Annotated in this window: 11 protein-coding genes; 10 read left to right on the forward strand and 1 reads right to left on the reverse strand. The window is 47.0% G+C overall.

What is annotated here, in order from left to right; all coding sequences use genetic code 11:
* Positions 1-24 precede the first annotated feature (24 nt).
* The 10 genes from D9Y29_RS03745 to D9Y29_RS03790 all read left to right on the forward strand — a co-directional run bounded on the left by D9Y29_RS03745 (position 25) and on the right by D9Y29_RS03790 (position 14,410).
* Positions 25-1,407, forward strand: coding sequence for an OprD family outer membrane porin (locus D9Y29_RS03745; RefSeq protein WP_127125145.1), 1,383 nt, complete (start codon positions 25-27; stop codon positions 1,405-1,407).
* A gap of 58 nt (positions 1,408-1,465) precedes the next feature.
* A complete protein-coding gene (locus D9Y29_RS03750; RefSeq protein WP_127125147.1) occupies positions 1,466-2,029 on the forward strand; it encodes a YeeE/YedE family protein in 564 nt (187 codons plus the stop codon).
* Between the two features lie 25 nt (positions 2,030-2,054).
* Positions 2,055-2,573 carry a DUF6691 family protein gene (locus D9Y29_RS03755; RefSeq protein WP_127125149.1) on the forward strand — a complete coding sequence of 173 codons (519 nt, stop codon included), beginning with the start codon at positions 2,055-2,057 and terminating at the stop codon, positions 2,571-2,573.
* A gap of 109 nt (positions 2,574-2,682) precedes the next feature.
* Positions 2,683-3,309, forward strand: coding sequence for a histidine phosphatase family protein (locus tag D9Y29_RS03760; protein WP_127125151.1), 627 nt, complete (start codon positions 2,683-2,685; stop codon positions 3,307-3,309).
* A gap of 159 nt (positions 3,310-3,468) precedes the next feature.
* A complete protein-coding gene (locus D9Y29_RS03765) occupies positions 3,469-5,193 on the forward strand; it encodes an amidohydrolase family protein (protein ID WP_127125153.1) in 1,725 nt (574 codons plus the stop codon).
* A 123-nt stretch (positions 5,194-5,316) separates the two neighbouring features.
* On the forward strand, positions 5,317-6,486 hold the full coding sequence (locus tag D9Y29_RS03770) for a FecR domain-containing protein (RefSeq protein ID WP_127125155.1): 1,170 nt from the start codon (positions 5,317-5,319) through the stop codon (positions 6,484-6,486).
* A 389-nt stretch (positions 6,487-6,875) separates the two neighbouring features.
* A complete protein-coding gene (locus D9Y29_RS03775) occupies positions 6,876-10,379 on the forward strand; it encodes a SusC/RagA family TonB-linked outer membrane protein (protein WP_164735243.1) in 3,504 nt (1,167 codons plus the stop codon).
* 12 nt (positions 10,380-10,391) lie between these two features.
* Positions 10,392-11,954, forward strand: coding sequence for a RagB/SusD family nutrient uptake outer membrane protein (locus D9Y29_RS03780; protein ID WP_164735244.1), 1,563 nt, complete (start codon positions 10,392-10,394; stop codon positions 11,952-11,954).
* Positions 11,955-11,986: 32 nt separating this feature from the next.
* Positions 11,987-13,258, forward strand: a complete 1,272-nt coding sequence (locus D9Y29_RS03785; protein ID WP_127125161.1) for a hypothetical protein — start codon at positions 11,987-11,989, stop codon at positions 13,256-13,258.
* A 6-nt stretch (positions 13,259-13,264) separates the two neighbouring features.
* Entirely contained in the window at positions 13,265-14,410 is a 1,146-nt protein-coding gene (locus D9Y29_RS03790; RefSeq protein WP_127125163.1) for a TlpA disulfide reductase family protein, read from the forward strand.
* Positions 14,411-14,488: 78 nt separating this feature from the next.
* Here D9Y29_RS03790 and D9Y29_RS03795 read toward each other — a convergent pair whose 3' ends face one another.
* A complete protein-coding gene (locus tag D9Y29_RS03795) occupies positions 14,489-14,935 on the reverse strand; it encodes a hypothetical protein (RefSeq protein WP_127125165.1) in 447 nt (148 codons plus the stop codon).
* Positions 14,936-15,074: the final 139 nt, after the last annotated feature.

Consider the following 15,074-nt stretch of genomic DNA (forward strand, 5'->3'; position numbering starts at 1 on the left):
ATCGATCCAATAAATCGTAGAAAGATGATGCGGAGCCCTCACGGCCTGTTCCTGATGATCCTGTTTTTCCACTCAGCAGCCTTTGCACAGGAAAAAGAAGATACCACTACCCTTGCCTTTTCAATCCGCCAGGGCAGGTTACAGGGAAACTTCCGCAGTGCACTATTGATGACCAACAATGCCCCGGGGCTTACAGATTACCAGGTAGCTGCAACAGGCGGACATCTGCTTTATCAAACCGGAAGTTTCAAAGGGCTTCGTTTAGCTGCAGGTATTCATTTTACTTTTCCGGTTTTTTCTTCAGACCTGTCAAAAGCAGATCCGGTCACAAGTGCAGCCAGCCGCTATGAAAGCACCTTACTGGATATAACGCATCCTTCCGAAAAAAGAGGTCTGGCCATGATAAGTGTTTTGAACCTATCCTGGCATTGGAAACAGAACAGGATCACAATGGGCAGGCAATTTCTCAATACACCGTTCATCAATATGCAGGACAACCGGATACAGCCAAATTCCGTTGAAGGTATATATACGGATATACGTTTGAAGAAATGGAAAGTTGAAGCGGGATGGCTGTACCGCATTGCACCAAGGGGTACAATGCACTGGTATAGCGTTGCAGGCTCAATGGGACTATATCCCCGGGGAAGCAATAGTGATGGAAGCCGTGGTGATTATGGCGGCAATATAAGAACGAAAGGTATAGCGCTGTTGGGTGTGCATTTTAAGCCTGGTGAAAACCTGCACCTGCAGGTATGGGAACAATATGCTGACAATCTGTTTAACACCATGCTGGTGCAGGGCGATTATAAGATCCCTTCCGGCAAAAACAACCGATGGCTGCTAAGCCTGCAATACATACGGCAGGATATAATAAATGAAGGCGGTAATCCTGATCCCGCAAAAACTTATTTCAGCAGCAATAAAGTGAATATCGCCGGGGTAAGAACAGGATGGGAAAGTAAAACGGTCCGCTTATTATTGAACTATACCCGCATTGGCAGCGGGGGAAGATTCGCTATGCCACGGGAATGGGGAACAGAGCCCTTCTTCACCTTTCTCAACCGCGAAAGGAATGAGGGCGCCGGTGATGTGCAGGCTGTTTCTGCCACCGTGAAAAAGGAATTCCCTAAACAACGTATTACAATGGAACTCGGATATGGCAGGTATTTTATGCCTGATGTAAAACAATATGCATTGAATAAATATGGCTTATCTTCCTATGATCATACAAAAATAACAATAGACTACGTTTGTGGAGGTATGCTGCGGAACCTGAAATTGTCGGCTTTGTATATTTACAAAGGCGAAAAGGGAAATACGTACGGTAATCTTAAATATGTAATTAACAAGGTGAACATGTCTCACTTTGCTTTGATAGTCAATTATCCATTTCCGGCTAAGTGATAATAGTCACTGATAGAGCCTTAGGGTAATAATAGTTTTGCAAACTAAAATATATCGAATGCTTCAGGTATTACAACAACCCTGGCCCTGGTATGTGGCAGGAGCTTTGATCGGACTGATTGTGCCGGCTTTACTGATATTGGGGAACAAACACTTTGGCATATCCGCAAATCTGCGCCATGCCTGTGCAGCATGCTTCCCTGCTGGAATAAAATTTTTCCAGTACAACTGGAAAAAGGAAATATGGAATTTCTTTTTTGTGGGCGGCATATTGCTGGGCGCTATATTAACAACACAGTTGATCCCCAACCCAAACCCGGTAGAGATAAATCCCGCGCTGGCTCAGGAACTGGCAGGATATGGGATTACAGACAACAGCAGTTTACTTCCAAAAGAGCTTTTCTCCTGGAGTAGCCTGTTCTCACTGCGTGGATTGATCATGCTGGTTGGCGGCGGTTTCCTTGTTGGTTTCGGCACCCGTTATGCCGGTGGTTGTACCTCCGGACATGCCATCATGGGTTTGAGTGATCTTCAATGGCCATCTCTTGTTGCCACGGTCATGTTCATGGTGGGTGGTTTTATTATGGCCAACCTGATACTTCCATTTATCCTTCATTTATAATCCGCCCTTAAAAAAAATTGTAATTATGGAAACAACAACCCCAAATATAAAAGTCGATCCGTCGAACACCGATTTTGAAGTGCGATCGCTGGATACCATTTGCATCAATGAATCCCAAAAACAACATCCGTGGTGGTATAATTTCAAATACCTGGCCGTAGGAATGTTGTTTGGCGTGGTATTTATCAAAGCGGAAGTCATAAGCTGGTTCCGTATCCAGGAGATGTTCCGGCTGCAGAGTTTTCACATGTATGGCGTGATCGGTACAGCTGTAGTAGTAGGCATGATCTCCGTATGGCTGATCAAAAAATTCAATATAAAAACAATTCATGGTGAGAAGATCGAATTCCATCCAAAGAAGTTCAATAAAGGACAGATCTATGGTGGCCTGATCTTCGGTCTTGGCTGGGCGCTCACCGGAGCCTGCCCTGGTCCGCTGTTTGCGCAGATAGGCACAGGTGCGCTGGTAGTGATAGTGGTATTATTGAGCGCCATTGCAGGTACCTGGACGTACGGATATTTCCGGGAGAAATTGCCTCATTGATCAACTGCTGATTGCATGACTCATTTGGTTCCAACAAAGCCTGAATTGGTTAGTTACGGCTCCGTTTTCTCATATTGTAGTAAATTGCGGGCCTTAACGGAAGAAAATTATGGAGAAAGAGTTGTACATCATCAGACATGGGGAAACAGATTATAACAAATTGGGCATTGTACAGGGCAGAGGTGTAAATACCGATCTCAATGCACTGGGCAGAGAGCAGGGAGAAGCGTTTTACCAGTATTATAAGCATCTGCCCTTTGATAAGGTGTATACATCCGCACTGAAACGTACCCACCAGACTGTAAGAAATTTCATTGAAGATGGACTTCCCTGGGAGCAATTGCCCGGACTTGATGAACTGTCATTTGGTATTTGGGAAGGCAAGGAAAGCAAAGAGGACTGGGTGAGCGCATTCCGCGATATGAACCATAACTGGCAGAGTGGACAATGTGATCTGGCCTTTGAAAAAGGAGAAAGCCCCAACCAGGTTTCCGAACGCCTGCAGGAAGCGATGGACATCATACTTTCCAGGCCATCAGAAAAGCGGGTGCTGATCTGCATGCATGGCCGTTCATTGCTGGTGTTGTTATGCATGCTCAGTGAATCCCCTATCAGTTGCATGACAAATTTCGGCCATAGCAATACTTGTCTTTACCGGGTGTCTGTAGTTGATGGTAAGTTTAATATCCTTGAGGCGAATGATGTACGTCACCTGGCGAATTCCGCTAGTGTGTAAAACAAGGCGGATTACAGGTTCTTAATCAAACTTTAGGCTTCAGAACGCTTCCTTTTAAATCAAATATCAAGGTAGATGGATAGTATGAGTATTCATCATTTATTTCTATATTAGGCAGGCAAAGGGTTTTGTACTAACTTCTTTATCTAAAAATTGGTTATGCTGAAACTGTCTGCCTTCCTGCTTTCTCTTATATCTGCGGTCTCATTTACCGCTAACGCACAAACGATCATCACCAATACCACCATAGTTGATGTTGAAAAACAAAAACTAATTCCCAACGCTACCGTACTCATAAAGGGTAATAAGATCGAATCGATCAACACCAAAACAACCGCCCCTCCAACCGGCGCCACTATCATCGATGGTAACGGCAAATTCCTGATCCCGGGCATGACGGATGCACATATCCATTTCTTTCAAAGCGGCGGATTATATACAAGACCAGATGCTATCGACCTGAGAAAACAGCGCAGTTACGAAGAAGAGATAGCTTTTTCAAAATCCAATATGAGTGATGTAATGAAGCGCAACCTGCTCAATGGCATCACCAGTGTAATTGATGTGGGAGCCACTTACAGCCTGCTTCAAAGAAGAAAAGAATTTACCGCCGATTCCCTATCACCATCCGTTTACATGACCGGGCCCCTGTTAACTACCTACGAGCCTCCGATCTATAAAGGGCTTGGAAATGACCGGCCGTTCAGCCTGGTTCAAACCGAAGAGGAAGCCAGAAAAATGGTGCAGGAACAACTACCCTACCAACCCGACTTCATTAAGATATGGTATATAGTTAATGGCGGGAATAAAGAAGAAATTGCCCGCAAACATTTGCCGCTCATCAAAGCAGTGATCAATGAGGCCCACAAGAATAATTTGAAAGTTGCAGTACATGCAACAGAAAGGATCACAGCCCAATTGTCCGTGGAGAACGGGGCAGACTTTTTAGTACATAGCGTAGAGGATGAAGTTATTTCCAATGATTTTGTAAAGCTGCTGAAAGAAAAGAAAACAATACTCTGTCCAACGCTGGTGGTGTATGACAACTACGGCAAGGTGTTTGGCCAGCAGTACAGGTTTTCTACCAGCGAGTTTACTACTTCCAACCCAATGGTCCTGGGTTCCCTGTTTGATCTCAAACATCTCAATTATCCAATCATTCAGCAATACAAAAATTACATACAAAACAATACTGCACAAAACAAGAAACAGGATTCCATTTGCCTGGTAAACCTCAAAAAACTAAGTGATGCTGGTGTTCGTATTGCAGCCGGCACCGATGCAGGCAATATCGGCACATTACACGGAGGCTCCTACCTCACTGAATTACAGAAAATGAAGGAAGCAGGGCTCAGTAACTGGAAAGTGCTGGAAGCCGCTACTATCAGCCCGGCCTACTTTTTATCAAAGGAAAAACTTACAGGCAGCATAACAGCGGGAAAGATCGCAGACATGGTATTGCTGGATGCCAATCCGGTGGAAGACCTGAACAACCTGGCGAAGATCAGCATCGTAGTGAATAAAGGCGCTGTGTTATATCCCGATTCTATCATTAGGGAAACACCATTGGCATTGGTGCAACGCCAGCTCAATGCCTACAACGCAAGAGACCTCGAAGCATTTTTAGAGCCTTATGCAGAAGATGTAGAGCTCTATACCTTCCCCAATAAGCTTGAATCGAAAGGAAAAGATGCCATGCGAAAAGCTTATAGCTTTTTTGCCAGGGTGCCGGGCCTGCACTGTGAGATTTTGGAGCGAATCGTGCAGGGCAATACCATCATTGATAAGGAAAGCGTATCAGGCTTTGGCGACAAACCTGTGCAGGCAACGGCTATATATCAGATCGAAGGCAATAAAATAAAAAAGGTCTACTTTATTCAATAGCTAAGGTGTAACCATAAACAAAGAGATGGTCTTCGATATGGATAGATCTATTTCCTTGTAATTTTTTTCCATTTTCCCATCCATGATCTTTTCACGGCGTCGTCCTTATAGTAATCAACGATTATGAACTATCAGGACTGGCTACCCAAATTTGCTGCCGGTACGGCCACCGATGCCGAGCGCGATGCATTCAATAACTGGCTGCAAAGCCTTTCGCCCGAAGCATTCCGGGAAGTACTTGCACAATATGAAGCACTGCTGTTGACTCACCAACAACTGGACCCGCATAATGAAGGGATGCTGCAAAACATCCTTTCCAAACTGGAAAACGAAAAAAGCATAACGCCTGTCCGCTCTCTCTCCACCGGCAAGTGGAGGAGATATGCAGCAGCTGTACTGGTTTTGATGGGCATCGGAACCTGGTTCCTGTTGCGGAAACAAAATGAACCACAGACACTGGCAACAAAGGAAAAAACAGAACAACCTGCCGGCGGGGACATTCCTCCCGGCACAGCAGGCGCGTTGCTCACGCTCGCGGATGGACGGACTATCCTGCTGGACAGCCTGCAACCCGGGGCCATCGCAGAACAGGGAAGTAATATTTTGTTGAAAGAAGGAGAACTGAGCTATGCGCACTGGCAACAGAACAGCAGTTCTTCCACTCCCCTCTTCAATACCATGCAAACGCCCCGTGGCCGCCAGTTCCAGCTCACGCTGCCTGATGGCACCAGGGTCTGGTTGAACGCGATGAGCTCTATCCGCTTCCCTGTTTCCTTTCCCGGCAACACGCGTGAAGTGAGCATCACCGGCGAAGCCTACCTGGAAGTGGCAAAGGATGCAGGCAAACCATTCATAGTGCGCAGCAATGGCATCACCACGGAAGTACTGGGCACCAGCTTCAATGTAAATGCGTATGAAGATGAAGACGCCACACGCATCACACTGCTGGAAGGAAAAGTGAGAGTGCGCGATCAGCACAGCAGTATGGAGCTGAAACCCGGCATGCAGGCAAGACAAAACAATGCAGGCATCAAACTGGCGGAAGTAGACACGGACCAGATCATCGCATGGAAAAATGGATTGTTCAATTTCAACCAGATCAGCCTCCAGTCCGGATTACGTCAGATCGCAAGATGGTATGATGTGGAAGTAGTATACGAGAAAAATGTACCGGGTATCACGTTCGCGGGAAAGATCCAGCGCAACCTGAGCCTTCAGCAGATCCTGAAAGGACTGGAAGACGACCAGGTGCATTTCAGGATCGAAGGAAAGAAACTGATTGTATCGCCATAAGTTGGAGTGTGCCCAGTCGCTCGCCTCTGGCGAGTGACTTTTATTTAGTCGCCTCCGGCGACGCGGTGTTCGCCAGAGGCGAACAATTAGAAGTCACTCGCCAGAGGCGAGCGACTGACTGGCGGCAATCTGTAAAAATAAAAAACTGCTCCGGGTAGTGACCGGAACAGTTCAACATTCTGAGTTCGTTCATAAATAAGTCCGGCAAGACTTGTATCTATTAGTTAACCCAAAACTGTTACAAAAGTATGCAATTAAATGTTGCAAAATCCCGGGTGACTGCGGGATGGCTTTGTAATCCAACTGCTTTGCACCAAACTGCTGAAACGCCTGCTGGCGTTGGATTATCAGGGTCTCACCGCTTCAGCCTGCACCAAACTTTGCGCGTAATGAGACTGACCGCATTTATGCTTCTCTCCTTCTGCATGCATGTGAGTGCAACCAGCAATTCACAAACCGTGACCTACTCCGGTAAGGAAGTGTCGCTGGAAAAAGTTTTCGCAGCCATCGAAAAGCAGACCGGCTATTTCGTGGTATGGAAAACGAATATGCTGCAGCAGGCCAAACCAATCACCATCGATGCTGAGAACCTGCCCCTGCAGCAATTCCTGCAGGAAGCGCTGAAAGACCAGCCGCTGGATTTCACCATCGAGAACCAGACCATCTTCATCCGTATGATGGCCGTACGTACCATACAGGCCATCCCCCGCCTCTACGTAACCACTCCGGCTGCTCCACCCACCAGCGGGAAGATCACGGACGACAAAGGCCGGCCACTGGCCGGCGTGAACGTATTGGTGCGCGGCACCACCCGCGGCGCCACCACCGATGCCGATGGTAATTTCAAACTCACCGCCAATGCCGGCGATGTACTGGTGATCTCATTCATTGGTTACCAGACTAGACAAGTGACGGTTCCCGCGAGCCTGGTAGTGAATGTATCGCTCGTGAAAACCGCCATGGAACTCACAGATGTGGTGGTCAGCGGTTTCCAGGACAGGAAGAAAGCAGTAACCGTTGGTTCCATTTCCACCGCCACTGCCAAAGATCTGGAAAATGCAGGCATCACCACTTTTGAAAAGGCATTGTCAGGTAAACTATCGGGCGTGTATGTACGAAGCCAGTCGGGCCGCCCGGGAGAAACAGGCAATATCATCATCCGTGGTATCAATACACTTACCGGAAACGCAGAGCCACTCTATGTATTGGACGGTATGCCACTACAAACCGGTGAAGTGTCCGGCGGTATGAACAGCCTTATCACAAACGGTATCGGAAATATCCCTCCTGAGAATATCGAAAGCATCACTATCCTGAAAGATGCCACTGCCGCTTCCATTTACGGCGCCAGGGCCGCCAATGGCGTGATCGTGATCACCACAAAAAATGGAAAAGTGGGCAACGATTATGTGAACTATTCCGGTAAATACGGGATCACCCTTCGTCCGGAGAACAAATTCAACTTCATGAACTCCGCCGAGAAGATCGCATTCGAAAGATCGATCGTGGAAGACTTCCGCCCCAATTATGAAAAAGGCGGCCGTGTTATCCAGCTCACCAATCTCGCAGACAAAGGCGTGATCACTTACGAAGAAGCTGAACGCAGGATCGCAGAACTGGAAAAAACGAATACCAGCTGGATCGATCAGCTCTATCGCGTAGCGCAGAGCCAGAGCCATAATATCAGCTTCAGCGGTGGCAATAACAAAACCACTTACTTTGCCAGCTTCAACTACCAGGACGCACAGGGAAGCCTGATCCAAAACAGATTCCAGACAGGCGGACTCAATATGAAGCTCTCACGTTTCGTTACGCCTGATCTGCTTTTCAGGGTGAACGTGTATGCCACTATCAAGAAGAATATGGAAGGGCAGGCAGGCACAGACCCATTCAAGTACGCTGTATTTGCCAATCCTTACGAAAAGCCGTACAATGAAGACGGGTCCTACGCTTCAGATATGACCTACCGCGAGATCCCATACACTGTAGGTACCTCTTCTGCTTTGTATTATTCCAATTTCAATATTATCCGCGAACTGAAAGAGAACAAACTCAGCAATACCTACGGTAATATAAGAGGTCAGTTCAGCCTGGAATATACTTTCCTGCGCAATTTCAAATACACCGGGAATATCGCAGCCAGCTATACGTCTGTTCAGGACAAGGATGAGTCCTTTGCGGGCACTTACCGTTCCTGGGTGCGCAACTGGCTTAACAGCGCCAGCACCGGATTTCTGGGTGTACTGCCGGAACATAACAGGGGTTTCCTGCTCGAAAGCAGTGGCCGCACGCTGGACTACACCGTTCGCAACACACTCGAGTACAACAACACTTTTGCAGGAAAACATTTTGTACAGGGTTTCTTCGCCAGCGAATTCGGCGCCGTGAAGAACGATCAGTTCAGACATTTCAATCCTATCTATTTACAGGAATACGCCATTGCAGGCTATCCCAGTTGGGACCTCGTGGCTGATACCCGTTTCATGAACCTCAGACTGGACGCGCTTGGCGGAACAGGAACAAGAGAAAACAGGACAGCCAGCTTCATCGGCTCTGCCGCTTATGCATATGATAACCGCTATGTAGTGAACGGGAACGTTCGTTATGATGGTGTTGATATCATCGGTTCCGATAACCAGTTCTCACCACTCTGGTCTGCCGGTGTAAAATGGAATGCACACAATGAAAGTTTCCTGAAAGATCATGAAGACATCCTCAGCCGTTTGGTAGTATCACTCGGTTACGGCTACAGGGGAAGCATCAACAGAAGTGTATTGCCTTTCCACACATATACACTCAGTACTAACGTGTACGCCAATACGTCTGTGTCTGACCTGTTCAATTATGGTAACCCAGTTATCAAATGGGAACAGAAAAAAGAAACCAACCTGGGCCTGGAACTTTCATTCTTCAAAGGCCGTTTCAATACAGAACTTCGCTACTTCAATGAAGAAGTGTCCGATCTCCTGGACCAAACAAAAACACCGCCATCTGTAGGTCGCCAATCCGCCACTGTGAATGTGGGCAATCTTACCAACAAAGGCTATGAGCTGAGCTTCCGGATGGAAGTAGTGAAATCGAAAGACTGGTTATGGGAGATCGGCGGCAACTTCACCAAAGTGAGCAATAATCTGACGAATGTTTTCCAGAAACAGGTGCCGGATATCTCGGACTCATCTGCTCTGGACATCCAGGGTTATCCCGTAGACAGCTGGTTCGGTTACAAGTACTCTCACGTGGATGAACAAACGGGCGACCTCATCGTGTATGCCCAAAAAGCCAATACCAAAGTGGTGAACGGCAATGTACAAACCACTTATGAAGATGCACTCATCAACCTGAGCAGGATCACCGATGCCGACCTGAAATCCACTTATCGCCCCTATTACCTTGGCCATTACAATGCGGATTTCTATGGAGGTTTCAATACGCGACTTACTTACAAGGCGTTTGAATTCACTGCCAGCTTCGTGTATGCAGGTGGAAATATGATCGAGAGTTTCCGCGACAGGCGCGAAGGCCCCAGCAGAAGCGTTGATGATATCAGCGCCAGCAGGACAAACCGTCTCAGGGAGAATGCTTACCGCTGGCGTCAGGCAGGCGATATCACCAATATCCCCGCTTACAAGAACAGCGCAAGCAATTATACCAGGATGCTGATCAGTACCGATATCGAGAAAGGCGATTATATCAAATGCAATGAGATGAGCTTCAGCTGGAGAGCGCCCAAATCCATCATTGGCAGAACTGCCATGAAAACCCTGAAAGCCACGCTGGTAGCAGGAAACCTGTTCATCATCAGTCCTTACAGCGGAACAGATCCTGAAAGCCGCCTGCCTTTCGGATATCCCAATACCAGGAATTTCGCTTTGTCATTAACCGTTGGATTCTAAAAAATGACTGCAATGAAAAGAAACAAATTCATCATAGCCCTCACAGTGATCAGCCTGCTGGCGTCAACAGGTTGTAAGAAATACCTGGACCTGGCCCCAAAAAATCAGCGGACGGTTACCACAGCACAGGATGTAAAATCCCTGCTGGCCAACTACCTCCGGTCTGTCACCACTTTTGGCGTAGCCCCTAAACCCGGCACCACCACTACTTCCATCAATGCGATGTGCCCGGTGTACGCCAACCTGATGTTTGAATCGTATTCAGATAATATCGATTTCGATGTAGCACTTTCACAGACCTATCTGAAATCGAACAATATTCACCAGACACAGGAAAAAGTATACGCCAACTGGCTATTATGGAACGATTACGATTCCCCAACAAAGATCTGGAATGAGCACTATCAGCTCATCGGCTTCTTCAATGCACTCATAGACCAGATGGAGGAAGAAGTGGAAGATGGTACGCCTGCTCTGCGCGATCAGTTGCTGGGTGAATTGTATGCCAGCCGCGCTTACTATTTCTTCAAACTCCTGCAATATTTCGGTCAGTATAAGAATGCAGCACTCGGTATCCCCGTTTACCTCCATTCAGGAAAAGAAGTATTGTCTGTTGACATGTCCAGAAAATCACATGCAGATGTATACAAAACCATCCTGGAAGACCTGAACAATGCTATGCAGATGGCGGAAAGAACACAGCCGCTGACAGGTTATAATGTGCTGTTCAAAAGTCGCTTTTTACATCATCTCACTGCGCAGGTGTACTGGTACAAGGCCGAATCACCCGCAAAAGAAACAGGCGATTATGAACAGGTGAAAACGCATGCAGCAATTGCAGCAGAAAATACTGAAAGCATTATCCCTGTAACAGGCGCCAATATGATCCTGGCACAGGCGGGTAAGCTTCCGGACTACCCCGCTGTTTGCATGGAGAACAACGTACAGGGAGGTGTAAGCGCTATTTATGGAAGTTGTTTTCAGTACCTGGCTTTCTTCAGCCCTGAAAATATTCCATTGAAAGCAGATTTCTGTGCCCTCTTCAAACCCGGCGATATCCGCAACGACATTTACTTCAATGCCAACCCTTCTGTAGCAGGTGGCAAAGTAGGTCCGGAAGGGCAAGTGCTCAACTGGGCATGGCCTTCTGACGGTACTACCATTGGTTCTGCCAAAAGAGGAAACCTTGCGTTGTTCAGACCGGAAGAAGCCTGGTTGATGCTGGCAGAAGCACAATACCGCACCAGTCAACCCAGTGAAGCCATCATCACATTGAACAAGTTCAAGAGCTTCCGCAATGCAGGCACAGCCAATGGATTATCAGGAGATGCACTGTTGCAGGAGATCATCGATGAACGCAGGAAAGAATTCTTCGGGGATTCTGATAAACGCTGGCTGGACCTGAAGCGCTTTGGTGGCAAGACCATCACCAGGGAGCTGCGCTTCTTCCAGAAGGACTATTCGCTGAAAGCCGAACCCAACGATTATCACTATGCGCTTCCGATCCCCCTGGTTGAAATTCAGCAAAACAGGAATATCGTTCCCAACGAAGGCTGGATCACCATTGAATATTAATTGCATTTGTTCAACATACAGAAACACTCATTATGAACAGGATATTATTATGTGTTGCGGCCCTGCTTGTATTGTTGCTAAGCAACTGCAAAAAGGACAGCTTCGATTATAAAATGTACAGCCCGTTGGTGGATGATGTAGACTCTATCTACCTTTCAGCCACGGATAAGATGCTGATTGCCGATGGACAGGCCAAACTGAAATTCATAGTGGAAGCTTTCCGGCTGGTGAAACTGCCTTCAGGTAAGGATTCCATGGAAAAGATCATCCTGGACCAGTTGCCCGAAGGTTCCCTGAAGATCATAGAGGAAAGATCAGGCACCGATGTGGGGAATGAATATTCCACCACCACCATTCCCTATGATACCGTGAAATTCCATGCGGAGATCGGCGGTAAACGGTCAACAACAAAGTCTGTAGCGCTCCGCGCAAAGCCGGCCCTGCCTCAGAAATTGTATGTAGATGTTATTTTCCATGTTTGGGAACTGAATACCACACACCCGACCTATGATGTGTCGTCATATCAGCCTGTCACCTATGATTTGTTACAGACAGCTATCCAAAATATGAATAACGCTATCAATAATAAACTGAGCAGCAGTCCCAACGGAGCTTCCGCCAATATTGAGTTCAGACTGGCCACCCAAAACCAGAGCGGGGCCACTATGATCCAACCCGGCTTTAATAAGGTAGTTTACAGCGATAATATAAAAGTGAACCCTTTGGCCACCACATTTAACGGAAATGATTTCATCACTTATATCAATAACAATAAAGCCACGCTGATCTGGAAGCCTAAAGAATTCCTGAATATCCATGTACTACCTTATGGCAGCAACCAAAGCATGGGAACAGCCCGCGCCACCAAACAACTGGCGCCGCAGCCCGGAGAGGAACTGATTCCCGGTGTAGCAGGAATTGCCGCCAATGAAGATGATTTCACTACCGACTATGTGAACACCGTTTGCGCCATGCCACGCACCCTCTTCTTCCCGGGCTTTGAAAGGAAGATCGAGATCTTCCAGTTTGTTGGAGAGTTCTATGGTTTGTATGTGCCTGTCTATCGCGCCAATATCACCAATTCAGATTATTGTTACGATACAAGGGAATATATGACCACCAACCAGAGTAATTATGTGAACTATTATAAGCTCGGGGTGGACAATGAGAAATATGTAGCGGACAATGTAATGGACGATAGCCGGTATCCAAGCCTGCTGAATGCCATTACCCTGGACCAGGTGAACAGGATGCGCAGTGTGATGGCCCGCTGCCCCGGCAGAATGAATGCAAAAACACAATAATATACAATGAAAAAAATCGCCCTGCTCCTTGTTACCGGATTTGTTACGGTAATCGCATCAGCTCAAACCCCGATCGGGTTCAAGCTGAATGGCAAGATCAACGATGTGAAAGAACCCGCCAAAGTTGCAATGGTGTATGTAGCCAATGGAAAACGGCAGTCGGACACCGTTGAACTCAACAAAGGAAAATTTGCTTTCAAAGGGAAAATCAGCAGCCCTGTAAAAGCAATACTTGTTGTGCTGAAAAGCAGCGACAACCCCAGGATGATGCTGAGCATCGGTTATGGTGGTGATGTGATGGGACGAGATGGAAGACAGGTTTACCTGGACAAAGGCACTATCCTCCTCAAAGGCGATAGCCTCAAAACCGCTACCATCAAGGGTTCTGCATCACAGCGCGATTTCGATGAACTGCAAAAGCTCCGTGAGCCGGTAGTTGCCAAACTGGATGCCATCAACAAAGAACTGATCAGGCTGAATGGCGATAAGGAAAGTGAAGAATACAAAGCCACTTACGCCAACCTGATCAAAACAATGAAGGAGTTTGGACCGATAGAGGAAGCTTTCATTGCATCACATCCCGATTCCTGGGTTAGCTGGCATGCACTCACCGGCAAAAGCATCATCAGCGATGTAAAAAAACTGGAAGGGCAGTTCAATGCGATGAACGCATCATTCCGTAACAGCGAAGATGGCAAAAAACTGGAAGAGAAGATCCGGAAATCATACAAGACAGCAATGGGAGCAGTAGCTCCCGAATTTGCGCAGAATAACCTGGACGGCCAGTCCGTGGCGCTTTCATCGCTCCGCGGAAAATATGTGCTGATCGATTTCTGGGCCAGCTGGTGCGGTCCCTGCCGCGCAGAGAATCCACACGTGAAAGCTGCTTACGAAAAATTCAAGGATAAGAACTTCGAGATCCTCGCCGTATCGCTCGACAATAAGAAAGATGCCTGGGTTCAGGCCATCGAAAAAGATGGACTGCCCTGGCTGCATGTAAGCGACCTGTTGGGATGGAAGAATGCAGTGGCTGAACAATATGATGTAAAAGCTATTCCTCAGAACTGGCTGCTGGACCCCAATGGCGTGATCATTGGTCAGAACATGCGTGGAAAAGAGCTGGAAGAAAAACTGGCATCAGTATTGAAGTGATCTTTCAACCTGATCTCCCAATAAAAAATCCGGGCTGTATGATACAGTCCGGATTTTCATTTTTCTATCATTCTATTTTTATTTCACGCGTACATATTTCTCGATGATAAACCTGTCGATCCCCAGATCGGCCAGTTTCTCCACGCCACGCTGTATCAGCGTATCGTTATTGATGCTGACAGTGAATTCAAAACTTCTTCCCTCCCATTCACGATAACTGCAGAACTCAAGCAGCTCCGTGTATTTATCATCTTTCAGTGAATAGATCCCGCCGCCGCCATCATAGATAGCCGTGTCTTTCCCTTTGGAGAGATCATGACGGAGAAAAGAGAAATGAGATTCGTTGATGATCTTGATCATCTTCTGGCCTTTTGTATAGTCTGTTACCAACGTATCATTTTTTGTGATGGTGGTGCCGGTAAGCAATTGCCAGGTGCCCTGGATGGGAAGTTCTTTCGGGCCGGGGGCCTGACAGGAAAAAAAAATAACTGAAACTAACGTTGATACATAGCGGATTTTGATCATATAGACAGGTTTGGGGGTTTTCCTTCTCAAATATAAATATCAAATCACAATTATCGAAGTTATACTACAAGCGAATAGTAGTGCGCCTACGCATTATAGCTATTCCCTATACTATTTTTACTGCACACACAGGAAAATC

The sequence above is a fragment of the Pseudoflavitalea rhizosphaerae genome (assembly GCF_003991355.1).
GTDB lineage: Bacteria > Bacteroidota > Bacteroidia > Chitinophagales > Chitinophagaceae > Pseudobacter > Pseudobacter rhizosphaerae.